Annotated in this window: 17 protein-coding genes; 13 read left to right on the forward strand and 4 right to left on the reverse strand. The window is 56.7% G+C overall.

The features are described 5' to 3' along the window. Nucleotides 1–25: 25 nt before the first annotated feature. Genes LCM31_RS16030 through LCM31_RS16045 form a run of 3 tightly spaced genes read left to right on the forward strand, consistent with a single transcriptional unit; the run spans nucleotide 26 to nucleotide 4,467 of the window. The gene (locus LCM31_RS16030; protein ID WP_224871728.1) at nucleotides 26–565 is read left to right on the forward strand and encodes a pilus assembly PilX family protein; all 540 of its coding nucleotides are present in this window, start codon (nucleotides 26–28) and stop codon (nucleotides 563–565) included. Nucleotides 566–598: 33 nt separating this feature from the next. Continuing rightward, nucleotides 599–4,024: a pilus assembly protein gene (locus LCM31_RS16035; protein WP_224871730.1), complete on the forward strand. Its 3,426-nt coding sequence runs from the start codon at nucleotides 599–601 to the stop codon at nucleotides 4,022–4,024. Between the two features lie 26 nt (nucleotides 4,025–4,050). After that, nucleotides 4,051–4,467, forward strand: coding sequence for a type IV pilin protein (locus tag LCM31_RS16045; RefSeq protein WP_318247454.1), 417 nt, complete (start codon nucleotides 4,051–4,053; stop codon nucleotides 4,465–4,467). 51 nt (nucleotides 4,468–4,518) lie between these two features. Here LCM31_RS16045 and LCM31_RS16050 read toward each other — a convergent pair whose 3' ends face one another. Beyond that, on the reverse strand, nucleotides 4,519–5,946 hold the full coding sequence (locus tag LCM31_RS16050; RefSeq protein WP_224871732.1) for a sigma-54-dependent transcriptional regulator: 1,428 nt from the start codon (nucleotides 5,944–5,946) through the stop codon (nucleotides 4,519–4,521). 40 nt (nucleotides 5,947–5,986) lie between these two features. Continuing rightward, nucleotides 5,987–7,675 (reverse strand): sensor histidine kinase, encoded by a 1,689-nt coding sequence (locus LCM31_RS16055; RefSeq protein WP_224871734.1) that lies wholly within the window; start codon nucleotides 7,673–7,675, stop codon nucleotides 5,987–5,989. A 99-nt stretch (nucleotides 7,676–7,774) separates the two neighbouring features. On the opposite strand from LCM31_RS16055, the gene LCM31_RS16060 reads away from it, so the two are divergent. Continuing rightward, nucleotides 7,775–9,403 (forward strand): NAD+ synthase, encoded by a 1,629-nt coding sequence (locus LCM31_RS16060; RefSeq protein ID WP_224871736.1) that lies wholly within the window; start codon nucleotides 7,775–7,777, stop codon nucleotides 9,401–9,403. 75 nt (nucleotides 9,404–9,478) lie between these two features. On the opposite strand, the gene LCM31_RS16065 is transcribed toward LCM31_RS16060, so the two are convergent. Further along, complete coding sequence (locus LCM31_RS16065; protein ID WP_263601151.1) at nucleotides 9,479–10,387, reverse strand: outer membrane protein assembly factor BamD; 909 nt, start codon at nucleotides 10,385–10,387, stop codon at nucleotides 9,479–9,481. A 164-nt stretch (nucleotides 10,388–10,551) separates the two neighbouring features. On the opposite strand from LCM31_RS16065, the gene rluD reads away from it, so the two are divergent. The 5 genes from rluD to LCM31_RS16090 all read left to right on the forward strand — a co-directional run bounded on the left by rluD (nucleotide 10,552) and on the right by LCM31_RS16090 (nucleotide 19,569). Further along, entirely contained in the window at nucleotides 10,552–11,538 is a 987-nt protein-coding gene (rluD, locus tag LCM31_RS16070) for a 23S rRNA pseudouridine(1911/1915/1917) synthase RluD (RefSeq protein ID WP_224871740.1), read from the forward strand. Nucleotides 11,539–11,610: 72 nt separating this feature from the next. Next, nucleotides 11,611–12,372 (forward strand): peptidoglycan editing factor PgeF, encoded by a 762-nt coding sequence (gene pgeF, locus LCM31_RS16075; RefSeq protein WP_224871742.1) that lies wholly within the window; start codon nucleotides 11,611–11,613, stop codon nucleotides 12,370–12,372. Nucleotides 12,373–12,515: 143 nt separating this feature from the next. After that, nucleotides 12,516–15,122 carry an ATP-dependent chaperone ClpB gene (clpB, locus tag LCM31_RS16080; protein ID WP_224871744.1) on the forward strand — a complete coding sequence of 869 codons (2,607 nt, stop codon included), beginning with the start codon at nucleotides 12,516–12,518 and terminating at the stop codon, nucleotides 15,120–15,122. A 110-nt stretch (nucleotides 15,123–15,232) separates the two neighbouring features. After that, on the forward strand, nucleotides 15,233–16,426 hold the full coding sequence (locus tag LCM31_RS16085; protein WP_224871746.1) for an efflux RND transporter periplasmic adaptor subunit: 1,194 nt from the start codon (nucleotides 15,233–15,235) through the stop codon (nucleotides 16,424–16,426). A 29-nt stretch (nucleotides 16,427–16,455) separates the two neighbouring features. Continuing rightward, nucleotides 16,456–19,569 (forward strand): efflux RND transporter permease subunit, encoded by a 3,114-nt coding sequence (locus LCM31_RS16090; protein WP_224871748.1) that lies wholly within the window; start codon nucleotides 16,456–16,458, stop codon nucleotides 19,567–19,569. 39 nt (nucleotides 19,570–19,608) lie between these two features. Here the strand turns inward: LCM31_RS16090 and LCM31_RS16095 are convergent, their stop codons facing one another. After that, nucleotides 19,609–20,091: a DUF4124 domain-containing protein gene (locus LCM31_RS16095; RefSeq protein WP_224871750.1), complete on the reverse strand. Its 483-nt coding sequence runs from the start codon at nucleotides 20,089–20,091 to the stop codon at nucleotides 19,609–19,611. 557 nt (nucleotides 20,092–20,648) lie between these two features. On the opposite strand from LCM31_RS16095, the gene LCM31_RS16100 reads away from it, so the two are divergent. The 4 genes from LCM31_RS16100 (at nucleotide 20,649) to pssA (ending at nucleotide 25,041) form a co-directional block, all read left to right on the forward strand. Then, nucleotides 20,649–22,385, forward strand: a complete 1,737-nt coding sequence (locus tag LCM31_RS16100) for an acetolactate synthase 3 large subunit (protein ID WP_222232637.1) — start codon at nucleotides 20,649–20,651, stop codon at nucleotides 22,383–22,385. Nucleotides 22,386–22,400: 15 nt separating this feature from the next. Continuing rightward, complete coding sequence (gene ilvN, locus LCM31_RS16105) at nucleotides 22,401–22,892, forward strand: acetolactate synthase small subunit (RefSeq protein WP_222232639.1); 492 nt, start codon at nucleotides 22,401–22,403, stop codon at nucleotides 22,890–22,892. A gap of 78 nt (nucleotides 22,893–22,970) precedes the next feature. After that, entirely contained in the window at nucleotides 22,971–23,996 is a 1,026-nt protein-coding gene (gene ilvC, locus LCM31_RS16110) for a ketol-acid reductoisomerase (RefSeq protein WP_077406444.1), read from the forward strand. 127 nt (nucleotides 23,997–24,123) lie between these two features. Further along, the gene (pssA, locus tag LCM31_RS16115) at nucleotides 24,124–25,041 is read left to right on the forward strand and encodes a CDP-diacylglycerol--serine O-phosphatidyltransferase (RefSeq protein WP_224871752.1); all 918 of its coding nucleotides are present in this window, start codon (nucleotides 24,124–24,126) and stop codon (nucleotides 25,039–25,041) included. Nucleotides 25,042–25,718 lie beyond the last annotated feature (677 nt).

The raw sequence follows: 25,718 nt of genomic DNA on the forward strand, positions 1-25,718 counted from the left end.
TCGAAGCGTCAATCACGAGAAGATTATGAAAAAAGTAACAAGCTTCAATGCAATGCATGGTCAGCGCGGTATGACGCTGATCGTAGGCCTGATTATGGTGCTACTGATGACCCTGGTGGGTATGGCGGCTATTCGGGGCAGCAGCATGCAGGAACTGATGGCCGGCAACATGCGCGACCGTAACCTCGCGTTTCAGTCCGCCGAGGCGGGCCTGCGTGCGGGCGAAGAGGTGCTCACCGGCGCGACCATCCCGGTGTTTGATGGCACCACTGCCGGATTGGTTCAGGCGATGGACGGCTCCAGCAGTACCGGCTACTGGGATAGCTACGGATGGGATGCAGGTTCGGTTCGCAGTTCTGCGGGCGTTCAGTTGGTCGCCAGCCAGCCCCAGTATGTGATCGAAGAAGTGACCTCAACCATCACTGCCACCGCAGCCGATGGCGGTGCGGTGGATTTCGCCAGTGCCCTGAAGACGGAAGACACGGTGTATTACCGGGTAACCAGTCGTGCCGAGGGTGGTACCGCAGATGCAGTAGTGATTCTCCAGTCCACCTACAAGCGCTAAGTCGGGAAAAGGGAAGAATTGATGAACGCAAAGATGAAAACAAAAAAATTCTCTGCCGGACTGGCTGCCGCGGCGCTGAGCCTGGGCGTGAGCCACAGTGCGATGTCGGTCGATATGGCACAAAGTCCGCTGTTTCTCAGCACCGGAGCACCGCCGAATGTCATGTTTGTTCTCGATGACTCGGGCTCCATGCATTTTGAAATCACACCGGAAGACTACCGTAGAGGTACCAGTTATATTTTTCCGCGTGCCGATGGCATTTACGGCTCGGATGACGGTGATAAAGATGTTCCTACCGTCGAAGACGACGACCCCTTCAATGCGCTGACCCGTTCGCCGCAGTTTAACAAGACCTATTACAATCCGGCGGTAACCTATAAGCCCTGGATCAAGCATGACGGTAGCTTATATCCAAATGCGACCCCGGCATGTGCCTGGCACAACCCGGAAAATACCGGTGATTGCCCTGGCGATGGCGAGTCGGTTACGGCAACGGCGCGAAACCTGACAGTTGATAACGCAAATTACAACGGTAACCGTTGGCGTAGCAGCCGGGTGGTGCAGGAGGATGGAACCGAAGACTGGGGCTGGCATCAAAATGCTTTGGTATTCTGGCCGGCTACCTATTTCTGGCACAACGGTGGGGACCAGTGGGCTTGGGGAAATTACACCAAGCAGGAGATTAAATCCGGCATTACGTACACCGGTCACGGTCGTGAAGAACGCACCGACTGTACTGCCGGTACCTGTACCTATGATCAGGAAATACAAAATTTCGCCAACTGGTATACCTATTATCGCTCGCGGATACTTGCTGCGCGCGCGGGGATCGGTCGTGCTTTCGCAGAGCAGGGTGAAGACTTGCGAGTAGGCTTTGGTGCGATTAACCAGAGTTCAACCACGGTGGATGGTGTCAATACCGATACTGTATTGAATGGTGTGCGCTCCTTCTCTGACACTAACCGCGAGATTTTTTTTAACGCGCTGTACAGCCGGGCGGTCCCATATTCCGGTACTCCTCTACGACGCGCCCTGGATAGCGCCGGGCAGTACTTTTCCCGTACCGATAATAAAGGGCCATGGGGTCAGGATCCGGGGGTGGAAGATGACACGGCGCATCTGGCTTGCCGTGCCAGCTATACCATTCTAATGACTGATGGCTACTGGAATGGAACCAGCGATTACACGGACGCTGCCGAAGCGAATGTGGATGGTACTTCGAGTTCAGAAATCACCGGTCCCGACGGGCAGTCCTATACCTACAATGCGGTATCGCCGTTTACCGACGGTCATGATAATACTCTTGCCGATGTGGCGATGTATTACTGGAAAAATGACTTGCGCACTGATCTTTCCAACCAAGTTCCGGTGAAAGATGATTCTATCGACCCCGCCTTCTGGCAGCATATGGTCACCTTTGGTGTGGCCTTTGGCGTGGAAGGCTCGGTTGATAAAACAGATGCATTTAATGCAATTACAACCGGAGCCACCATTACCTGGCCCGACCCCGCCGCCGATAATAGCGCTAACTCAACAAAGGTAGATGACCTGTTACACGCATCGGTCAACGGCCGCGGTGGCTTCTTTAGTGCTGCGGATCCGCAGGAATTTGCCGACGATCTTTCCAGCGTATTGGAAAATATTGTTGGCCGTACCGACGGCTCCGCTTCCTCGGTAGCCACTAACTCCACTCGTCTCGGTACTGACACTGTGATCTATCAGGCGCGCTTTAACAGCACCGACTGGAGCGGCGAAATTCGCGCCATGAGTCTGAACAGTGATGGCAGTATTGGTGCCATGAAATGGCAAACGGAAGAGGCTGATTTTGCGAGTCCAGCCTTGCGGGATATTGTCACCCATAACGGCACTACGGGTGTTGATTTCGCTTGGGCAAACCTGAGCACCGTGCAACAGGATGCGCTGAAAGACGGCGGTACCGATGCAGAAGGGCAGGCGCGCCTGAATTGGGTGCGCGGTATGGATGTTACCGGTTTGCGTGAACGCAGTTCGCTGTTGGGGGATATTGTTAATTCCAGCCCGGTGTTTGCCGGCGACAAGAAGTTCAACTTCAGTAATCTTCCCGAGGCGTTGGGTGGCCTGGTCTACGATACTTACCATGCCAGTCAGAAAGAAAACCGGCGTGAAGTGATTTATGTTGGCGCTAACGACGGCATGCTGCACGGGTTTGATGCTGCCACCGGCGAGGAGCTGTTTGCGTATATCCCGTCCGGTGTCTACGAACAGTTGGCCAAGATCGCTGAAACGGATTACGGCAGCACGACCAACCCGCATGCTTACAGCATGGACGGCAAGCTGTTTGTCGGTGATGCCTTTGTTAATGGTGCCTGGAAGAATATCTTGGTGGGCTCCCTGGGTGCCGGCGGCCGCGGTATCTTTGCCCTGGATGTTACCAATCCCGACGGTTTCGATGCGTCAGACGTATTGTTCGAGTTAACCGAGGCGGACTTCCCTGGTATCGGCAATATTACCGGCGAGCCTCTGATCGCACCGACCAACGACGGCTGGAAACTAATTTTCGGGAATGGCTACAACTCCGAAAATGACCGAGCGCGCCTGTTTGCGGTCGATCTGGAGAATCCGCTGACCGAAACTCAGGTCATCGAAGTGAATGAAACGGCCAATAATGGCCTCGCAGGCCCGGCGTTGATTGCCAATGCCGATGGTGAAGTGATCACCGCCTACGCGGGTGACCTGCTCGGCAATATGTGGAAATTCGATCTCAGTGCAAACAATGCGAGTAACTGGAGCGTGGCTTTGTCCCAGGGGCAAACCAATTTGCCGTTGTTTACCGCGGTAGATCCGAATGGCAATCCGCAGCCTATTACGTCCACCCCGACACTTGGCCTCAATGGCGAACTGGACAATGCAATCATGGTCTATTTCGGTACCGGCCAGTATATGGCGAGTACGGACAACGCCGTCGGAGACGTAATCAATAGCTTCTACGCGATTGCCGATCAGGATGCGCAGGTCACCGGGCGTGATCAACTGTTCCAGAAAACCATTTCCACAGAGGCCGATGGCGTACGCGAAGTGGCTGGTAATACTGATACCAGCTTTTGGGAAACCAAAAAAGGCTGGTACCTTGACCTGTCTTACTCTGGTGGCGTCACGGGCGAACGTGTGATCAGTAAGCCGCTGTTGGTTTACGATCGCTTGCTGTTCCCAACCACGATTACTTCAACCGACCCCTGTTCCTTCGGTGGTAGTGGCTGGCTAATGGAACTGGTGGCGGTAGGTGACCGTTACGAGGGGCACAGTATCTTCGGTGAGGACGGTGTCGAAGTGGATTATGCGGTTATTAGTTATTCGGAAATCATCCGCAGCGGTGAAAAGGCCTACCTGCCCACCAGTAATATCCGCGGTGATGTGGCGGTGCCGGAAGGTGGTTTCCCCACCGAGGCGGTTGGTCGTATGTCCTGGCGTCAGTTACGCTAAGTTATTCAAAGGTTGAGATTTAAAAAATGCAAAAACAAACGGGTTTTACCTTAATCGAGCTGATGATCGTTGTGGCCATTGTCGGCATTATTTCAGCCATTGCTTACCCTTCTTACATGGAGTCTGTACGCAAAAGTAATCGTGCGGATGCCAAGGCAACACTGAATGATGTGGCGCATCGCCTGCAGCGCTGCTTTACCACTTATAGTGCCTATGATAATGCTAATTGTTCTGTAGCAACGACGCTTTCGGGGGGAGGTACGATTACCTCGGCCGAGGGAATGTACAGCGTGACAGCGGCTGTCACGGCGACCACCTACACCCTGACTGCGGCCCCCGTAGCGGGCACCAGTCAGGCGGCAGATACCAAGTGCGGTAGCCTGACTTTGACCAACGCGGGTATACGCAATGCTTCCGGCCCTTACGGCGCCGAGTGCTGGTAGTCCCAGCTTAAGAGACTAAAAGCGATAAAAAATAACCCGGCTTTTGCCGGGTTATTCGTTTTCTAGACCTAACTTTTTCAGCCGGTATCGCAGTGAGCGAAAGCTGATTCCAAGTTTTGCGGCAGCAGCGGTTTTATTCCAGCGAGTCTGGCTGAGCGCCAACTCAATGGCATCGCGCTCAATGGTTCCCAGAAAATCGTCCAGTGTATCGTAGTCGGCTGCGCTAAATTGACCGGGGTGGGCGGCTTGCTCATTGATGGCGTGCGCGCTGCTTCCTCGCTTGTCGCGCTCTCTGTTCGATGAGTTCGCGGGGGAGGGCGTCGCGAGTACCTGGGTTCCTCCACCCAGATCCAGATCTTGTGGGCGAATGGTGCTGGACTCGCACAGGGTTAGCGCCCGCTCAAGAATATTTTCCAGTTCGCGCAAGTTGCCAGGGAAGGGGTAGGAAAGTAGGAAATGCAGTGCTTCCTGGCTGGCCCGCGGTGTGCCGCTAACTTGGTTTGCGTTTAGCCGGCGCAGCAGAAAGCGTGTCAATAGAGGAATGTCTTCGGCCCTGTCTCGCAGCGGTGGTACCACAAGCTCAATCACATTTAGTCGGAAGTACAGGTCACTGCGAAAGTCACCGCTGCGGGTGTGATTGGAAAGTAGTTTTCGGGTACTGCTGATGATGCGCACGTCGAGTGCCACTGGGCTTTCATGTGCGCACGCAGGCAGGCGCTTCTCCTCAATGACCTGGATCAGCTTACCCTGTATCTCTTTAGGGAGCTCAGCGATTTCGTCGAAGAATACAGTGCCGCCATTGGCTGCAGCCAAAAGCCCTTCACTGTCATCGTTACCATCCTTACTGCCAAACAATACGCGCTCAAACTGTTCTGCCGGAATACTTGAGCAGTGGACCGTTATAAAGGCTTTATTGGCTCTGGGGCCAAGCTGGTGAATACAGCGCGCCGTAAGCTCCTTACCGGCGCCGGCTTCTCCGAAAAGGTGGACGGGTGCATTGCTTCGCGCAACTTTTTCGATCCTATTGCGCAGCGCCTGTATGGCCTGTGATTGCCCTTGCAGGAGCGCTGGAAATTCCTGCTTTTGCAGGAATCGATCCTCACCCAGGCGTAGGGCCATTTGTACCAGTGTGCGCAAACGCGCAAGGTTAACGGGCTTGCTGACAAAATCGAAGGCGCCAAGCTTGAGTGCGGCAATAGCGGTATCCATATTGCCGTGGGCGGTGATCACCGCAACGGGGAGGGTGCGATCTGCGGGAAGGTTTTGGATTGCCTCTACCAGCTCCAGCCCGTCACCATCGGGCAGGCGCATATCTGTCAGGCAGAAATCGTACTGTTTTTCCTGCAGTCGTCGACGCGCCTCTGCAACTGACATTGCAATATCTGCACGCACATGCATACGCTGCAGCGTCATGGAGATCAGGTCACAAATATCTGGTTCGTCATCGACAACCAGGGCAATGGGTTGACGGTCGGTCATCTTGTTCAGCGTTATTATTGATCGACAATCAGAAACGTCGTTAGAAAATCTGCTCGGTGCTGGCGAAATCTATTCGGAAGCAGCTGCGATTTTTGTGGTCTCTGCAGTAGTACAGGTTTGCCCGATTAGATTCGCATAATTCCCGCGCAATATACAGTCCCAGGCCGGCACCGGTTGCTGCAGTTGTGAAAAAAGGCTCAAAAATTTTGTCTTTGTGCTCTTCTGTTACGCCGTCCCCCAAGTCGATAAAATCCAGTTGCGCGCACTCACGGCTCGGGTTAAACCGGATAACGATTTCTGCAACGGAGCGTCCAAGCGCTTGGTGGGAGTGTCGCACAGCGTTGTTACATAAATTGGTCGCAACCTGCGCCATTTGATTGGGGTCAAACCGTGCGTTTACCAGTGTGTCAGGGCTAGTGAGCGTTACTTGGTGCTGGTGATTGGTTTCTCGCTGGTACTCTTCCAAAAATGTGTTGGCCCATTGGCGAAGGTCGTGCATGGCTGTTTGTGGCGCCTGGCGGCGCGACAGCTGCATAACATTTTCGATGATCTGATTCACCCGTTGGCTGTGACGTCCGATAATCTCCGTCAGTTGGCGATCTTCACCGCTGATAGACTCGGACTCCGAGAGTAGCTCGGCAGCGTGATTGATAGCGCTGAGGGGATTGCGTACTTCGTGGGCAATTGAGCCAGTGAGCCGGCCGAGGGAAGCCAGTTTGAGTTGTTGCGCCTGCTGGGTCAGTTTGCGGTTGTCCTCCAGAAACACCAGTGAGCTGTCGGAAGTGTCGCCACTTAACGCGGTGACACTGGCCCGGATTTCGCTGCCAGGGTCTCCCTGAACGATACCACTGGTTATACCGGGTTGATGACGCAGTTCGGCCAAATGCATAAGTAGGTCGCCCTCGAGGCCGTTGTCCTGCAATTGTTTCGGGCCCAGTAGCTGGCGCGCGGCACGGTTGATCAGCTCGGGTTCTCCCGACGCATTCAGCACCATCACACCGGTGCGCATTTGCGCCACAATTTGCTGGGTCAGGCGCTGCAGCCGTGCGGCCTGCCTACGCTGTTGCTCCGCTTTTTCGTTAGCGAGCTGAATATGGGTGGAAAGGTATTGCAGTGCGGTCACACAGGTAAACAGCAGAATACCCAGACTGCCTGCCGACACGATATCCTGAGTATCGGCTCGCTCATTAACGGCGTTTAGTACCTGCTGGCCAATGATCGCCATACTGGCGATTGCCGCCAGGAAGGCGCTCATGCGCCGGTCTAGTAGCAATGAGCCTACCGCACAGGTTGTCAACAGCAGGTAGCCAATGCCGGAATCGAGTCCACCGCTTGCCTGGATCAATAATAAAAAGGTGAGGATATCGCAGCCGAGAATACTGCCGATACGCCGGGGCGATGTGCGGAATCGACTGGGGTAGAGGAAGATAAGCCAGGCGATATTCAGGATCGAATAGCTGATGGCGGTGTTCAGATAGAGTGCCGGGAACAGGGTGCCGACGGAACCGCGGCTAATGCCGGAGATGAAAAGCCCGAGCAGGACGAGGCTCATGGCTACCCGGTACCAGGCGTAGATCTTCAGCAGGTCCCGCTGGCGCAGGCGTAATTGCCTGGGGGTTGGGCTCCCATTGCTCTTATTGTCTGCGGTGGTTTCTGTAGCCGTAGCGGATGGCATGGAAAAACCCGAAGCACTCGCGAGCTGGATGGCCGCTGGGGATTGGTCGCTCACTTTTTATTCTCTTGGTGTGAGTAGGTTCTTGCCCCAGCAGATATTGTGCGCTTTCGCTGCGTGGCTACAATAGCGGCCTCAACGCAATGGGGTTACAAGATGTCTACTTTGCAGCTAGTGCTGGCGCAAATCAATCTAATGGTGGGGGATATCCCGGGCAATACCGACCAAGTGGTCGAGATCGCCCGCCGGGCGCGCCGCGAACACGGTGCCGATCTGGTTCTGTTTCCGGAGCTAACCCTGTGTGGTTACCCGCCCGAAGACCTGCTGCTGCGCCCCAGTATGCAAAAACGTATCGACGATGCCCTGAACCAATTGCAGGAAGCGGCGCTTCCCTGCGCGGTACTGGTGGGGTACCCCCGTGTGGTGGGCGGCACCGTGCTCAACATGGCGGGGCTGATTCAGGATGGCAAGTTGGTTGCGGAGTACGCTAAGCAGAAGCTCCCCAATTACCAGGTCTTTGACGAGCTGCGCTACTTTGCCCACGGCGATCAGCCTTGCGTGGTGGACATCAACGGCATTCCCACCGCCATTACCATCTGTGAAGACATCTGGCACCCGGAGCCCGTGGCTCAGGCCAAGCACGCCGGAGCCAAGCTGATGCTGAACATCAATGCCTCCCCCTTCCACCGCGGCAAGGCCGCTGAGCGCCTGGCACTGCTGGCGCGACAGGCGCAGGCCGGCGACATGCCAATCGTCTACGTCAATTCCGTCGGCGGCCAGGACGAACTGGTATTTGATGGTGGCTCTTTCGCCGTGGATAAAGACGGCAGCCTGCGGGGGCGGGCTCCCGAGTTTATCGAGAGCCTGCTGCCGGTCACGATAGAGGCTGACGGCGACGAAGTGCGCATCGTCCAGGGCAATGACACGGAGCCAATGGAGGATCTCGCCTCGGTGTACCAGGCGCTGGTATTGGGGGTGCGTGATTACGTGAACAAAAATGGCTTCAGGGGCGTGGTCCTGGGGCTGTCTGGCGGTATCGATTCGGCGTTGACCCTGGCGATCGCGGTGGACGCCCTCGGCCCGGATCGCGTGGAAGCGGTGATGATGCCGTTCCGCTACACCTCCGACCTGTCGAAAAATGACGCGGCGGACCAGGCGCAGCGCCTGGGTATTCACTATCGAGTGATTGGCATTGAGGGGATCTTCGATGCGGCCATGGCGGCGTTGGCCAAAGAGTTTGAGGGCAGCGAGCGGGATACCACCGAGGAAAACCTGCAGGCTCGCGCCCGCGGTATGCTGTTGATGGCCATCTCCAACAAAAAGGGTTACATGGTGCTGACCACCGGCAACAAGAGCGAGATGGCTGTGGGCTATGCCACGCTCTATGGGGACATGGTGGGCGGCTACAACGCCTTGAAGGACGTGCCAAAAATCCTGGTATATGCCCTGTCCCGCTACCGCAATTCGGTGTCCGAGGTAATCCCGGAAACCGTGATCACCCGCGAGCCGAGTGCAGAACTGGCGCCAGATCAGGTGGATTCCGATAGCCTGCCGCCCTACGAAATTCTGGATGAAATTTTGCGCCTGTATGTGGATCACGACTACAGCGCAGAGACGATTATCGGCAAGGGGTTTGATCGGGACGTCGTTATGCGCGTGGTGCGTCTGGTGGACCGCAACGAATACAAACGCCGCCAGGCGGCGGTAGGGGTGCGTATCTCCGAGCGTGGCTTCGGCCGCGACCGGCGCTACCCGATCACCAATGGCTGGCAGGCCGGCGAGTAACCAGCACGCCGCTGGCAGTTGCCCAATAGAAAGCCCCCGGTACTTGCGTAGCGGGGGCTTTTTTGTATTTGCGGATTACTGGAGTTCCGGGGGCAGGGGCGCCTGCTCGCGCTGGAACTCGGCATTGTAGAGTTCGCGGCTATCGAACCCTCTGGGGTCGGACTTCTCGAACAGCCCCAGAGTGATGCGGTGCAGGAAGCTGCGCCCGCTGGCGCCGGCGTAGTATTTGTAGTTAAAGCTGCCATCACTGCGGAATGCCGGGTGATCCGGGTAGTTATCCCGCAGTACCGCCAGAGAGGTGGACTCCAGCTGGGGCATCTCCAACAGGTGGTAGGCCTGAACCATCACCGCCAGCGCATCGGGTACCGACGGCGTCTGCTGGAAGTTCTCCACCACAAAGCGGCCACGATTTGCCGAAGCCAGATAGGCGCCGCGTTTGAAGTAGTAGTTGGCCACGTGGATCTCGTAGCGGGCCAGCAGGTTACGCAGGTGGATCATGCGTTTCTGGGCATCCGGGGCATAGCGGCTTTCCGGGTAGCGCGCCATCAGCTGCGCGAAATACGCGAAAGATTCCCGTGCCGAGCCCGGGTCGCGGCGGGTCATATCCGTCGGCAGGAAACGCTCGAATAGGCCACTGCCTTCGGTAAACGAGGCCAGACCTTTCATGTAGTAGGCGTAATCCACATTGCGATGCTGGGGGTGCAGGCGGATAAAGCGGTCCGCCGCAGAAATAGCTGCATCGTTCTGGTAGTCGCGGTAGTAGGCGTAGATCAGCTCCAGCTGGGCCTGCTCAGCGTAGTTACCGAACGGGAAGTTATCTTCCAGCGCCCGCAGATTCTTGATGGCCATTTCCCACTGGCTGGAGCGGAGCTGCCGCTGGGCCGCTTCATAGAAAGCCTGCTCGGTACGGTTTCCGCTGGGCAGGCCTTCTTCTTCTTCGTCCGTACTGGCGCACGAAGCCACCAATACGGCAAGAATAGCCATAAATAGGGTTTTCCAGGCCTGATTATTCCAAGACCACATGGCCCCTCGCTCTATCATTATTCGTCTCAACCTTATTAAACTAGCCGCCCAAAAATTCACTGGGGGCCGAAGGGCAGCTATTTAACCACAGCGCCTCGCCAGCCCAAAGTATTAGACCCTCTCGGATGAGCAATCAAATACATCTTGAAATTGAAGTGCCCGCAGAATGTGCCGGGCAGAGGTTTGACCAGGCTGCGGCGGATTTGATCCCTGATTATTCCCGCGCACGCCTGCAAACCTGGATAAAAGGCGGCCAACTCACTATTGACGGGCGCTCCGGCAAGCCGAAGGACAAGCTTTTCGGTGGCGAACGGCTGGTACTGCACGCGGAATTGGAGCCACAAGGGGAGTGGCTACCGCAAGAAATGGACCTGGACATCGTTTACGAGGATGACGCCATCCTGGTAATCAACAAACCTGCGGGCCTGGTCGTCCACCCGGCAGCCGGCAATCCGGACAATACCTTGCTGAATGGCCTGCTGGCGCATAATGCGGGGCAGCAGAACATTCCTCGCGCCGGTATTGTGCACCGCCTGGATAAGGACACCAGCGGCCTGATGGTGGTGGCCAAGACCCTGCAGGCGCAGGCGGATCTGGTGGACCAGCTCAAGGAGCGCAGCGTCAGCCGCTTGTACGACGCCATCGTGCAGGGGTCCTTAAGTGGCGGTGGCACCGTGGATGCGCCGATGGGCCGCCATCGCACGCACCGGCTGAAAATGGCCGTATTGCCCAACGCAGGAATGGGCGGCGCCAAGGAGGCGATTACTCACTATCGCCTGCAGGAGCGCTTCCGCAGCCATATGCTGGTGCGCTGCCAGCTGGAAACCGGCCGCACCCACCAGATCCGGGTGCACATGGCGCATATCCGCCACCCGCTGGTGGGCGATCCACTGTATGGCGGGCGCGGGAAGTTACCACAGGGCGCAAGTAGAGAACTGGTGGAAGCTTTGCAGCAGTTCCCCCGCCAGGCACTGCATGCCGCGGAGTTGGCACTGATTCACCCGGAATCCGGTGAGCCGATGCTCTGGCAGGCGCCCATGCCGGAGGATATGCTGCAGCTGCTCGCGCTGTTGCGTGCCGATCGCGCGGATTCTGGCCACGACTCCGTTTGATTGTTCGGCGCTTTGAACTCGGCTCGTTAAGCGGCTTTACGAAAAACGACTTATTGCTACACAGGATCACCCATGTCTGCGGATCACTACCTCAAACCCGACTGGCCGGCGCCGGCAAATGTGCGTGCTTTCGTTACCTTGCGCGAGGGCGGTCACAGTGAGGGATGTTATGCCGCATTCAATCAAGCTGATCACGTAGGTGATTTGGCGGACGCGGTAGCCTCGAATCGGCTGCAGCTGCAGCAGGAGCTGAACCTGCCCAATGCACCCCAGTGGCTGGAACAGATTCACAGCGATAAGGTGGTGGTCGCGGGCACAGATGGCAAGGTACTTACTGCCGACGCCAGTGTTACCGGTGAGGCCGGCACCGTATGTGCGGTACTTACCGCGGATTGCCTGCCGCTGCTGGTGACGAACCGCGATGGTACCGAGGTTGCCGCCATTCACGCGGGGTGGCGAGGACTCACCGGCGGTGTGATTCGAGAAACCCTGTCCGCGATGCAAAGCGGTCCGCAGGATTTGCTGGTGTGGCTGGGTCCCGCTATTGGCCCGCAGGCCTTCGAGTGTGGTGTGGATGTGCTGGAAGCGGCGTTCGAGTCGTCCATGAGTGAAGCCCATGCGGAAGCGATTGCCCAATGCTTTGTCCCGCACGTACAAAAACCGTTGCATTTCCTCGCTGATATTTACGCGCTCGGCCGCGCGGAGTTGGCCGAGCTTGGTGTTACTCAAATTTTTGGTGGAGATCGCTGCACTGTCACCGAGGAGGCGGCCTTCTTTTCCTACCGCAGGGACGGTGATACCGGCCGAATGGCATCTCTTATCTGGTTTGAATAACGCGAGTCTTCGACTCCGTCAACTTGAAAATCCGCAGTAAGCCCGCAAATTACTGATCAGCACTAGACTGTATTCGTCATTGTGTTTCCGTGCGTCGCACTTTTCTTTTTCGGCGCGCCAATGATCAGGAGAGGGGAGTACGCATGCGTATCGACCGGATGACCAACCCGCTACAGGCGGCGATTGCCGACGCTCAATCGATTGCCGTCGGCCGTGACCACAATCAAATTTATCCCGAACACCTTTTACAGGCGCTGCTGGATCAGTCCAGTGGCAGTGTCTCCGCTTTTTTGAATCAGGCCGGATTTAATATCAACGGCCTGCGCAACGACCTCGCCAAGCGGCTAGATAGCTTGCCTACAGTCGGTACCCCGACCGGCGATGTGGGAATGTCGCAAGAGTTAATGCGCCTGTTTAATCTGGCTGATAAACAAGCCCAGAAAAATGGCGACAGTTTTATTGCCAGTGAAACGGTATTACTGGCGGCGTTCGATCCCGCCGCCGGTGAAGTTTCCAAGATTCTTAACGCCAATGGTGACCTGAAACACCTGCAAGACGCGATTCGCAAAGTGCGCGGCGATGAAAAGGTGGACGACCCGCAGGCAGAAGAGGCCCGCCAGGCACTGGACAAGTACACCCTAGACATGACCGCGCGCGCCGAGGCCGGCAAGCTCGACCCGGTAATCGGTCGCGATGATGAAATTCGCCGCACCATTCAGGTATTGCAGCGCCGCACCAAAAACAATCCGGTTCTGATCGGCGAGCCGGGCGTGGGCAAGACCGCCATTGTTGAAGGGCTCGCCCAGCGCATCGTCAATGGTGAGGTGCCCGAGGGACTGAAAGACAAGCGCCTGCTGTCACTGGATTTGGGTGCCTTGCTCGCCGGGGCGAAGTTCCGCGGCGAATTTGAGGAGCGCTTAAAAGCCGTACTCAACGAACTGTCTAAGCAGGAAGGACGCATCATCCTGTTTATCGATGAACTGCACACCATGGTGGGCGCGGGTAAGGCGGAAGGTGCCATGGACGCGGGCAATATGCTCAAACCCGCCCTCGCCCGCGGTGAGTTGCATTGTGTTGGCGCCACGACACTGGACGAATATCGCCAGTACATCGAAAAGGATGCAGCGCTGGAGCGGCGCTTCCAGAAAGTCCTCGTGGATGAGCCCTCGGAAGAGGACACCATTGCCATTTTGCGCGGCCTGAAAGAGCGCTACGAAGTGCACCACGGTGTGGATATTACCGACTCCGCAATTATCGCCGCCACCAAGCTGTCTCAGCGCTACATTACCGATCGCCAACTGCCGGACAAGGCCATCGACCTGATCGACGAAGCCGCCAGCCGCATCCGTATGGAAATCGATTCCAAGCCGGAAGAGATGGACAAGCTGGAGCGCCGTTTGATTCAGCTGAAGATCGAACGCGAAGCGGTGAAGAAAGACAAGGACGACGAGGCCGCCAAGAAACGCCTGGAGAAACTCGAAGAAGATATCGACCAGATCGAAAAAGAATACGCCGACCTGGAAGAAATCTGGAAAGCGGAGAAGGCCAAACTCGCCGGCAGCGCCGACGTTAAAAACAAGCTGGAACAGGCCAAGCTGGATATGGATGCCGCGCGCCGCGCCGGCGATCTGACCCGCATGTCCGAAATCCAGTACGGGGTGATCCCGCAGCTGGAAGAGCAGTTGAAGCACGCGTCGGATAGCAGCGATACCAGTGAAAACCAGTTGCTGCGCAATCGTGTAACCGACGAGGAAGTCGCCGAGGTGGTATCCCGCTGGACGGGCATTCCAGTGTCAAAAATGCTCGAGGGCGAGCGTGAAAAGCTTCTCCGGATGGAGGACGTATTGCACGACCGGGTGATCGGTCAGGACGAAGCCGTCGAAGCGGTATCCAATGCCGTGCGCCGCTCCCGCGCAGGCCTGGCCGATCCCAATCGGCCGAATGGCTCCTTCCTGTTCCTCGGCCCGACCGGCGTGGGTAAAACCGAGCTGTGTAAGGCGCTGGCGCAATTCCTGTTCGATACCGAAGACGCCATGGTGCGGGTGGATATGTCGGAGTTTATGGAGAAGCACTCCGTTGCCCGCCTGATCGGTGCGCCTCCCGGCTATGTCGGATACGAAGAAGGTGGCTATCTCACCGAAGCGGTACGTCGTAAACCCTACTCGGTGCTACTGCTGGATGAAGTGGAGAAGGCACATCCGGATGTGTTTAACATCCTGCTGCAGGTTCTTGAAGACGGCCGCCTGACCGATGGCCAGGGTCGCACCGTGGACTTCCGCAACACCGTTGTGGTGATGACCTCCAACCTTGGCTCGGACCTGATTCAGAAATACGCCAGCGGCCGCGACGACGATGAAGTCGATTCGGAAATCCAGTATCGGCAGATGAAGGCTGCGGTGATGGCCGTAGTGGGTGAACATTTCCGGCCGGAATTTATTAACCGCATCGATGAGGTCGTGGTATTCCACCCACTGGGGCGCGAAGAGGTGCGCGCGATCGCCGAAATTCAGCTGCAAAATCTGCGCAAGCGCCTGCTGGATCGGGACCTGAATCTGGAAATCTCCGACGAGCTCTTGGCTAAGCTGGCCGATGTGGGTTTCGACCCTGTATATGGCGCGCGTCCGCTCAAGCGCGCGATTCAGATGTGGATCGAAAACCCGCTGGCCCAGGACGTGCTATCCGGCAAGTTTGCACCGGGTGACACCATTCACGCGACCCTCGAAGGAGACAAGGCAGTTTTCAACAAGTGATATTCAGGTGACTATTAATCGGTGCCGGAGTGGGCCCGGGGAAGGGGCCCAAGTAATAGACCGCTGGTATTAGACCGCTGGTAAGAACTCGGTGGTAATGGAATGGATGTATGACACTGGCAAGGCAGCTATTTAACTGGCGCATGTTTTGGATGCTGCTGGCCTGCCTTGTGGTGTTCGGCGGTATCTTCGGTTTCAAGTTTTTTGGCCTGTATATGATGAACCAGGCCATGGACAACATGTCGCTGCCTCCCGCCACCGTGACCACCACCCGTGTACAGCAGCAGCGCTGGCAGGCTAAGTTGAATGCAGTGGGCAGCCTGCGCGCGGTCAATGGTGTCGACGTTACCACTCAGGCGCAGGGCAAGGTAAAGGCAATCTATTTTGAATCCGGCCAGCCCGTCGATGAGGGAGCTGTGCTGGTTGAATTGATTGCGGAGCCGGAAACCGCACAGATCGAAGTGTTGGAAGCGGAGCGCCGCCTGGCAGAGCGGGAATTCAAGCGGATATCCGAGCTGTATAAAAAAGGTGTCGCTACCCTGCGCGAACTGGATGAGGCCCAGTCCAATATCGACCAGGTTCTTGCAAGCTTACTGGTGCAACGGGCCACCATCGAAGAGCGCACGATTACCGCCCCATTTTCTGGGCGCCTGGGTATTCGCCGGGTTGATCTGGGGCAAAACGTGGCACCCGGTGATGCCGTCGTATCCCTGCAGCAGCTGCATCCCATCTTTGTGGATTTCTCCCTCGCGGAGCAGGATTTTTCCCGCGTAAAGGAAGGGCAGGGTATTGAGCTCAATGCCCCGGCGGTACCCACACAGACTTTTCAGGGGCGTATTACTGCCATCGACCCGGCCATCGACCCGCGCAATCGCACTTTTTTGCTTCAGGCCACCCTGGAAAATCCCGAGGGGCGTTTGCGCCCCGGCATGTTTGCCGACGTGGCGGTGAAGGTGGAAAAGTTTCGCACTGTGCTCGTAGTGCCGCGTACCGCAATCAGCTATGCACCCTACGGGAATTCGGTATTTATCATTCGCAAGCAGCAGGGCAAGCCCGAGCCAAAAGCGCCACAAAAGCCAATACTCGGAAGGGCCCCGCCACCACAAACGGACCTAGTGGCAATAAAGCGGTTTGTTAAAACCGGTGAGGTGCGCGGCGACATGATCGAAATCACCGAGGGCATCCAGGCCGGAGAGCAAGTGGCTACCAGTGGTCTGTTGAAATTGCGCAACGAGGGTGGGGTGATCATCAATAACGACAACCCGCCGCCGGAGCAACTGGCTCCTAAGCCGGGTAATAGTTAGCCCGCAAACGCCGCTGGCAGGGACGCCGAGTGCAGTTTACCGACATCTTTATTCGTAAACCGGTTCTGGCCTGTGTGGTCAGCCTGTTTATTTTTCTACTCGGCCTGCGCTCCACTGCCGAACTCAATGTGCGTCAGTACCCCGAGTTGGAAAATGCGGTCATCACCATCAGCACCGTGTATGTCGGCGCGGATGCAGATCTGGTGCAGGGGTTTATCACTACTCCACTGGAGCAGGAGATTGCCACCGCTGATGGACTCGATTACATCGTTTCTACCAGTATTCAGGGTATCTCGGTAATCCAGGCTTACGTGCGGTTGGATTACGACCCCAATCAGGTCCTCACCCAGGTGGTCGCCAAGGTCAACAAGCTGCGCAATGAATTGCCGCTGGAGTCGGAAGACCCCACGGTAGATCTGGCGGTGGGTGAGACCATTGCCGCCATGTATCTCTCCTTCTCCTCTGAAATCCTCGATAACAACCAGATCACCGACTACATCACGCGCGCGGTGCAACCCAAACTTTCTACCATTGCCGGCGTGCAGCGGGCGCAGCTGCTGGGCAATCGCACTTTTGCCATGCGGGTCTGGCTGCGGCCGGCGGAAATGGCGGCGCAGGGGGTTACTCCTGGAGACGTCAGCAGTGCCTTGCGCCAGAACAACATCCTGGCCTCCATTGGCAGCACCAAGGGCACCCGCGTGGCAATGGATATCCGCGCGGATACGGATATTGCGACGGAACAGGCGTTTCGCCAGCTGGTGGTGCGCGCCGATGGCGATCAGCTGGTCCGCCTTGAAGATGTTGCCGATGTTGAGCTTGGGTCGGAATCCTATGAAACCTCGGTGACCTTCAACGGGCGTTCCGCCACCTTTGTCGCGGTTGAAGTGGCGCCGGATGCAAATGCATTGGATGTGATTGCCGATGTGCGCGACGAACTGTACAACGAAGTTTTCCCGCAGCTGCCCGAAGGCATGCTGGGGGAGATTCCCTACGACAGCACCGAGTACATCCAGGATTCGATCAACGAAGTGGTGAAAACCATTGCCGAGGCGGTGCTGATTGTGATCGTGGTGATCTACCTGTTTCTGGGGTCGATTCGCAGTGTGATCATTCCGGCAATCGCGGTGCCGCTGTCCATGGTCGGCGCGTTGTTCCTGATGCTACTGATGGGGTTTACCATCAATCTATTGACACTCCTCGCCATGGTGCTCGCCATCGGTATTGTGGTGGACGATGCAATCATCGTGCTGGAAAACGTGCATCGGCATATCGAAGAGGGTATGACGCCGATGGATGCGGCTTTAAAGGGCGCGCGTGAACTGGCCTGGCCTATTGTGGCCATGACCACGACGCTAATCGCGGTATATTTACCCATCGGCTTTCTCGGCGGCCTTACCGGGACCCTGTTTGTGGAGTTCGCGTTTACCCTTGCCGCCGCGGTATTGCTGTCGGGCGTGGTGGCCCTGACGTTGTCACCGATGATGGCGGCGAAGGTATTGCGCGCGGAAGATGGTAAGCGTGGTAATCGCTTTGAAGCCTGGATTGAACGACGCCTCGGTGCGCTGGAGTCTGGATACCGCCGCCGCTTGCACAGCGCACTGGACGCGCGGCTGGTCATTCTGGTGTTTGGTGGTGTGGTTCTGTGCAGCTGCTACTTCCTGTTTATCACTTCCCCCAGCGAACTTGAACCGAAAGAAGATCGTGGCTTTATCCTCGGTATTGCCAGCGGTGACTCCTTCGCCACCCTGGACTATATGGAGCAATTCACCGAGGAAATTAATGGCGTGCGCGACCGGCATCCGGAAGTGGAGAACTTGTTTCTGCTAAATGGTGTGGGCGGCGCGGGAAATAGCCCCAATAGTGCGATTGCCGGTTTCGTGCTGTCTTCGTGGAACAAGCGTGACAAGGATACTCAGGAAATGCGTGAGGTTATCCGCGGTGAGGTTTCACAGATTGCCGGCTTGAAGATCGCCACCTTTGTACCGCCGAGCCTGCCGACGGCCGGTGGGCGCTTGCCGGTGGAGTTTGTGGTGGGTACCACCGAGCCGATATCGACGCTGGCCGGTTTTGCCGATGACATTATGCAGCGCGCGCGCGCCAGCCGCCGCTTCATCTTCCTCGATGCGGATTTGAAGATCGACAAGCCGCGCATCGAAGTGGTCATCGATCGCGACAAGGCGGCCTCCATCGGCGTAACCATGGCGGATATTGCACGGGAACTTGGCTCCATGATGTCCGGCGCCTACACCAACCGCTTTGCTCTGGAAAACCGCAGTTACAAAGTGATTCCGCAGGTGGTGCGTGTCGAGCGCCTCTCCGCCGATCAGCTCAAGCAGTATTACATTCGCGCCGGTGACGGCACTCTGGTTCCCTTGTCGACGCTGGTGCGGCTGGAAGAAACCGTCGAGCCGCAACAGCTGAAACGTTTCCAGCAGTTAAATGCCGTGACCATATCCGGCGTGCCCCGGCCCGGGGTGCCGCTGGGGGAGGCGTTGGGGGTGCTTGAGAGTGCCGCGCAGGAGGTGTTGCCGCGGGAGTATTCCGTGGACTATTCCGGACAGTCGCGCCAGTACAAGAAAGAGGGCTCCGATCTGGTAGTGACATTCTTCTTTGCCATGATCGTGATTTATTTGGTACTGGCCGCACAGTTTGAATCCTGGCGCGATCCATTAATCATGCTGGTGACGGTGCCCATGAGTGTGTGCGGGGCGATGATTTTCGTGAGCCTCGGGCTGACCACCCTGAATATCTATACCCAGGTGGGGCTGGTTACCCTGATCGGGGTAATTTCCAAGCACGGTATCTTGATCGTGGAGTTTGCCAATCAGCTGCAGCTGCAGGGAAAAAGTAAGCGGCAGGCCATTGAGGAAGCGTCGAGTATCCGGCTGCGCCCGATCCTGATGACCACCGCCTCTCTGGTGCTGGCGATGGTGCCGCTGTTACTCGCCGCGGGTCCCGGTGGTGGGGCGCGTTTTGCCATGGGGCTGGTGGTCGCATCCGGCATGACCATCGGCACTCTGTTTACCTTGTTTGTGGTGCCGGCAATGTATTTATTGCTGGGGACGGATTTTGCGCGCGAGCGCCAGAGTGACGATTCGGGGAGTGATGGTGAGCTGGCGGAGAGCGAGGGCCCCGCGCATTGAGTGAGTAGGGCCGGGGGATGGAGGTGCTGGTGTTTCGGGTTAGCAGTTGTTGAGCAGAATTTCCCGGGTCTGCTGGATGCGCTGCTGGCGCTCCTCTTCCCCAAGTACGCGGTAATTGCCACTGGCATCCACTTCGCGCACACGCGAGCGGGCCTCGAGCTCTTGCAGGCGTCGCTGTGCGCTCTGGCAGCGCTGGGTGCGAGCGGCCATTTCGGCCTGGTCGAGCTGTATCTGCTGGTCCTGATCCGCTTGGGCGGTTTCTGCTGGGGTGGTTGCCGGGGTTTCTTCGGGCTTTGCCTCGGTTGCCAGTTGACTGTTGGCCTGCAGAGTCTGCTGTTCATTTTGCCACTGGCGGTAGCGCTCGGATTTGGGCGCTTTAACGACTTCGACCTGCTCCTTCTGCGGGGGCTGCGAGCCAAAGTGCACCACCCCATTTTCGTCTACCCATTTATAGATGCCATCGGCATGGGCGGCCGCCATTAGGCCCAGAGACAGAAAAAAGGATACAAGCAGAGTGCGCATGAGAAGCCGCCTTGTCGAGTGTTGCCGTGGTTGCAAATCGGTATTGTTATCTCGCCATTGTACCGGGCGAGGGCGGGTATCTCGCAACCCAGTTAACACTTTATGGGTGGCAGGCCGCCTGCAGCGGCCCAATCAGGGGCAAATTGGCCGGCGATTGCCCCCTATTTGCCGCAATTTGTCCCACGAGGCCCCGGGCTGGTTGACACTGGCGGTTCAAACTGGACAATTTGCGCCTCGCTCGGCGAAGTAGATGTCCCCGCAACACCCCGCGGTCCGCACTCTCCCCCAGTGGGTTAAGCACCCACTACCTCCTGCCGAGGAGGTCCTCCCCATCTGGAGGCCTTGGAACACGCACTCCGGTTCGATGACCGGTCGGGTTCCGCGCAAAAATAGCGCTGCCGTGAAGCTATCCTAAAAAACGGGCTATTTCTGCGTTTAAGGCTGATATTTATCACGCTTTTCCTTTAGAATCGCCGTCTGGCTTTCGCACGCCTGGCATTTCTTTCGCTCGTGGATGATGCGGATCCTAAAATTTAGCTTTTTTTGAGGTGGCTCACGTGGAATTACTCTCCGGCGGCGATATGTTGGTTCGCGCGCTGCAGGATGAAGGGGTAGACCTGATTTTCGGTTACCCCGGCGGTTCAGCGCTGCATATATACGATGCAATCTTCCGGCAGAAGAGCATCAAGCATGTGCTAGTGCGTCATGAGCAGGGTGCCACGCACGCTGCAGACGGCTACGCCCGTGCTACCGGTAACACCGGTGTGGTGCTGGTGACGTCTGGTCCCGGTGCTACCAATGCCATTACCGGCATTGCCACCGCCTATATGGATTCCATTCCTATGGTGGTAATTTCTGGTCAGGTGCCTTCCGAAAAGATCGGTGAGGATGCTTTCCAGGAAACCGATATGGTGGGCTGCTCCCGCCCGATCGTGAAGCACAGCTTCCTGGTGAAAAAAGCCGAAGATATTCCCGAAGTGGTCAAGAAGGCGTTTTATATCGCTGCGACCGGCCGTCCTGGTCCCGTGGTCATCGATATTCCAAAGGATGTCACCAACCCGGTAGACCGCTATCCGTACCAGTATCCGGAAAAGCTGCGTATGCGCTCCTATACCCCGGCGGGTAAAGGTCACGCCGGCCAGATTCGCAAGGCCGTAGCGCTGTTGCTGTCTGCCAAGCGTCCGGTAATTTACGCCGGTGGCGGCGTGATTCAGGGCGATGGCTCTGAGCTGTTGACCGAATTGGCGCAGCGCCTGAATTTTCCGGTAACTAATACCCTGATGGGCCTTGGTGCATACCCCGGTACCGATAAACGTTTCCTGGGCATGCTGGGTATGCACGGTACCTTTGAGGCGAATACCGCCATGCACCATGCAGATGTGATTTTGGCAGTGGGTGCACGCTTTGATGACCGGGTGACCAACACCCCGAACAAGTTCTGTCCCGGAGCGAAGGTAATCCACATCGATGTGGACCCCGCGTCTATTTCCAAAACCATTACCGCAGATGTGCCGATCGTTGGCACAGTGCAGTCGGTGCTGGGTGAAATGCTGGAAATGCTGAAGTCCTCGAAAGAGATGCCCGATCAGTCTGCAATTGTTGACTGGTGGCGTCAGATCGATGACTGGCGCGAGCGTCACGGCCTGTACACGGCGCCGCGCTACCGCACCGATGGCGACATGATCATGCCGCAAGAGGTAATCAGTGCGGTGCATAAGATTACCGGTGGTGATGCATTCGTGACATCTGATGTAGGTCAACACCAGATGTTCGCCGCGCAGTACTATTTGTTTGATAAGCCGCGCCGCTGGATCAACTCGGGTGGCCTCGGCACCATGGGCTTTGGCCTGCCGGCGGCACTGGGGGTGAAAATGGCTCACCCGGATTCAGAAGTTGTCTGCGTGACCGGTGAAGGCAGTATCCAGATGTGCATTCAGGAACTGTCCACGGCCACCCAGTACAACTTGCCGGTAAAAATTCTTTGTCTGAATAACCAGGCCCTGGGCATGGTGAAGCAGTGGCAGGAAATGCAGTACGAGGGGCGCCTTTCCAACAGTGTGTATGAAGAGTCCCTGCCGGACTTTATCGCACTGGCGGAAGCCTACGGGCACCTTGGAATGAAGATCGAGCATCGCGACGAGCTGCACGGCAAGCTGGCCGAAGCCTTCGCGATCAAAGATCGCACCGTGTTTATCGATGTTTATGTCGATCCGACGGAACACGTATACCCCATGCAGGTGATGCCGAGTGGCTCCATGCGGGATATGTGGCTGAGTAAGACGGAACGGACGTAAAGGGAGATAAACAGGATGCGCAGAATCATTTCAGTTCTGATGGAGAACGAGCCCGGGGCATTGTCGCGGGTAGTTGGCCTGTTTTCTCAACGTGGCTACAACATTGAAAGTCTTACGGTAGCGCCAACCGAAGATGCGACGCTGTCGCGTCTGACGCTGACGACGATCGGGGACGATCATAAGATCGAACAGATCACCAAGAATCTGAACAAGCTGATCGATGTCGTGAAGCTGGTGGACCTTACCGAGGGTTCGCACATTGAGCGCGAACTACTGCTGGTGAAGGTGCGCGCGACCGGTGCACAGCGTGATGAAGTTAAGCGCAGTGTGGATATTTTCCGCGGTCAGATTGTCGACGTCACCAGCAACATGTACACGGTGCAGGTGTCAGGCACCAGTGAAAAGCTCGACGCTTTCTTACAGGCCCTGGGCGAGCACACCATTATGGAAACGGTACGTTCCGGGGTGAGCGGTATTGCCCGCGGTGAGAAAATTCTCAGTATTTAAGTGTCAAACAACCAAACAGGAATTTCTGGGCTTTGAGTCCAGAGTGAACTTCAAAGCACATTAAGCAGGAAGTAAGTTATGCACGTTTATTACGATAAAGATTGTGACCTCTCTTTGATCAAGTCCAAGACTGTAGCCATCATCGGCTACGGCTCCCAGGGTCACGCCCATGCCAACAACCTGAAAGACTCCGGTGTTAGCAATGTTGTTGTTGGTCTGCGCAAAGGCTCCGCTTCCTGGGCCAAAGCAGAAAAAGCCGGCCTGCGTGTAGCGGAAGTCGCTGACGCAGTGAAAGATGCCGACGTGGTAATGATTCTGACTCCGGACGAGTACCAGGCTGCGGTATACCGCGAGCAGGTAGCGCCGAACCTGAAGGCTGGTGCTGCACTGGCTTTTGCACACGGCTTCAACGTGCACTTCGAGCTGATCGAGCCGCCGAAGGATGTTGACGTAATCATGATCGCACCGAAAGGCCCGGGCCACACCGTGCGTTCTACTTACCTGGAAGGTGGCGGTGTGCCGACGCTGATCGCGGTTTACCAGAACGCTTCCGGTGGCGCGAAAGAGCTGGCGCTGTCTTACGCGTCTGCAAACGGCGGCGGTCGTTCTGGCATCATCGAGACTAACTTCCGCGAAGAAACCGAAACCGACCTGTTCGGCGAGCAGGCGGTACTGTGTGGTGGTGTTTCCGCGCTGGTACAGGCCGGTTTCGAAACCCTGACCGAAGCGGGTTACGCGCCAGAAATGGCGTACTTCGAGTGTCTGCACGAACTGAAGCTGATTGTTGACCTGATGTATCAGGGCGGAATCGCGGATATGCGCTACTCTATCTCCAACACCGCAGAGTACGGCGACTACGTAACCGGTCCGCGCATCGTAACCGAAGAGACCAAGGCTGAGATGAAACGTGTACTGAGCGACATCCAGACGGGTAAATTCGCCAAAGACTTCATGCTGGAATCTCTCGCTGGCCAGCCCCGCCTGAAAGCGGAGCGTCGTATCGGTGGCGAGCACCAGATCGAAGAGGTTGGTGCCAAGCTGCGTGCGATGATGCCTTGGATCAAGGCAAACAAGATCATCGACAAGACCGAAGGCAACAGCTAATTCTGTTGAATTAGCAGCGTTCGATCACAAAGCGGTGGGGCTTGATGGCCTCACCGCTTTTTTTTTGCCGCTGCGCCACTGTACACTGCGAGGGTAATTAGTCAGTCGTGCTTTTAAGGAAGCCTGTATGAGCGATAACAAGGACGCCCGGCCGCAGGGCCCGGGATCCGATGAAGAAATCCGCTTGCCTGTGGATGAGCATGTGGAAGAAGAGGTTGGGGAGAATGGCAAAAAGGTCCGCGCGAAAGGCGTGTACCTGCTGCCGAACCTGATCACCACCGGTGCACTGTTTAGTGGCTTCTATGCCATCGTTGCCGGTATGGGCGGCAAGTTCGAGGCGGCCGCGATCGCCATTTTTGCGGCGATGATCCTCGACGGTCTCGATGGGCGGGTTGCACGTCTCACCGACACTCAGAGTGCGTTTGGAGTGCAGTACGACTCCCTGTCGGACATGGTTTCCTTCGGCCTTGCACCGGCGCTGGTAGTCTTCAGCTGGGGGCTTGCACCACTGGGTAAGCTCGGGTGGGCTGCTGCATTTCTGTATGCGGCTTGTGCTGCGTTGCGGCTTGCCCGCTTCAATACCCAGGTCGATACCGTTGATAAAGGTGTGTTTATTGGCCTCGCCAGTCCTACGGCGGCCGCCATCGTTGCCAGTATGGTGTGGGCGGGGCACGAGACGGATGTGGGCACCGGCTTGGCCATTGTCGCTGCGCTGGTCACTGCGGCCGCTGGCTTGTTGATGGTTTCGAACTTTCACTATACCAGCTTTAAAAAGCTCGATTTCAAGGGGCGTGTACCCTTTGTGATGATGCTGGCAATCATTCTGGTCTTCAGCCTGGTCACCATTGATCCACCGCGTGTGCTGTTGGTGATCGCGATTATCTATACCTTCTCTGGTCCCGCTATGTGGGGTTGGAAATTTGTTGCCGAGCGTCGCAGCGCGCATGCCGCGGCCACGCAAATGCTGGATGATGAAGGTGATGCGGCTGAGGGGGATAGCAAGCCCAAGGCTGACGGAGAACATGACCCAGAGTCCAAGCCTTAGTCGGTTTTCTCGCAAATGAGGCGCGACCAACCTGTGGTCGCCGCCTCTTTCGCGCCGCTCTGGCCGCTGTCTGGCCACCGCGGAATGGCCGCAAAATCCCCCTTCGCCATTTGGCATTACCCCCACCTCACACTAAGCTCAAAAGATACCTTGCACGAAAGTGCACAACAGTGGCGGGCTACGCTGGTAGGTCGCGCTTTCTGTCAGCTCTAATTCCTGAGATTTTGTGACTGACCTATGGGTTTTGGTGCGTGAAAACTTTTTTCACAAAAGTGCTTGCGTGCCAATGTGTGCAGCCGTATAGTTCGCGCCCTCGCTGCCAAGGCGGTAACGCAAACGGCGGTGAGAAGGTAAGTTAACCTTTTGATTTTCAACGAGTTTTTCTCGCAAAATGAATTTCAAAAAGCGCTTGCCAAGGTCGAAAGGGTCGCTATAATGCGCGCCACTTCAATGGGGTCGCCACGGTTTAACCGGTGTTTTTGTTGAGGCTTCGACGGGGCTTCAGGCAGCCCCCCAGCACTGAAAATCAGGTCATTTATTTGCCGGATTTCAGCGCTGAAAAAGCTCTAAAAAAGAGCTTGCCAAACGAGATTGGCGCCATATAATGCGCGTCCTTCTCGGGGTCACCGAGAGGTTGATCGAAGCACCGGAAAGCGTTGATTTATAACGGTTTCGGG

It is taken from the genome of Microbulbifer agarilyticus (assembly GCF_020171345.1).
Taxonomy (GTDB): Bacteria; Pseudomonadota; Gammaproteobacteria; order Pseudomonadales; family Cellvibrionaceae; genus Microbulbifer; species Microbulbifer agarilyticus_D.

What these genes read in the sequence shown, in the direction of transcription:
- LCM31_RS16030 (WP_224871728.1), top strand. Translation starts at nt 26, where the DNA reads ATGAAAAAAGTAACAAGCTTCAATGCAATGCATGGTCAGCGCGGTATG.
- LCM31_RS16035 (WP_224871730.1), top strand. Translation starts at nt 599, where the DNA reads ATGAAAACAAAAAAATTCTCTGCCGGACTGGCTGCCGCGGCGCTGAGC.
- LCM31_RS16045 (WP_318247454.1), top strand. Translation starts at nt 4,051, where the DNA reads ATGCAAAAACAAACGGGTTTTACCTTAATCGAGCTGATGATCGTTGTG.
- LCM31_RS16050 (WP_224871732.1), bottom strand. Translation starts at nt 5,946, where the DNA reads ATGACCGACCGTCAACCCATTGCCCTGGTTGTCGATGACGAACCAGAT.
- LCM31_RS16060 (WP_224871736.1), top strand. Translation starts at nt 7,775, where the DNA reads ATGTCTACTTTGCAGCTAGTGCTGGCGCAAATCAATCTAATGGTGGGG.
- LCM31_RS16065 (WP_263601151.1), bottom strand. Translation starts at nt 10,387, where the DNA reads ATGGCTATTCTTGCCGTATTGGTGGCTTCGTGCGCCAGTACGGACGAA.
- rluD (WP_224871740.1), top strand. Translation starts at nt 10,552, where the DNA reads ATGAGCAATCAAATACATCTTGAAATTGAAGTGCCCGCAGAATGTGCC.
- pgeF (WP_224871742.1), top strand. Translation starts at nt 11,611, where the DNA reads ATGTCTGCGGATCACTACCTCAAACCCGACTGGCCGGCGCCGGCAAAT.
- clpB (WP_224871744.1), top strand. Translation starts at nt 12,516, where the DNA reads ATGCGTATCGACCGGATGACCAACCCGCTACAGGCGGCGATTGCCGAC.
- LCM31_RS16085 (WP_224871746.1), top strand. Translation starts at nt 15,233, where the DNA reads ATGACACTGGCAAGGCAGCTATTTAACTGGCGCATGTTTTGGATGCTG.
- LCM31_RS16095 (WP_224871750.1), bottom strand. Translation starts at nt 20,091, where the DNA reads ATGCGCACTCTGCTTGTATCCTTTTTTCTGTCTCTGGGCCTAATGGCG.
- ilvN (WP_222232639.1), top strand. Translation starts at nt 22,401, where the DNA reads ATGCGCAGAATCATTTCAGTTCTGATGGAGAACGAGCCCGGGGCATTG.
- ilvC (WP_077406444.1), top strand. Translation starts at nt 22,971, where the DNA reads ATGCACGTTTATTACGATAAAGATTGTGACCTCTCTTTGATCAAGTCC.
- pssA (WP_224871752.1), top strand. Translation starts at nt 24,124, where the DNA reads ATGAGCGATAACAAGGACGCCCGGCCGCAGGGCCCGGGATCCGATGAA.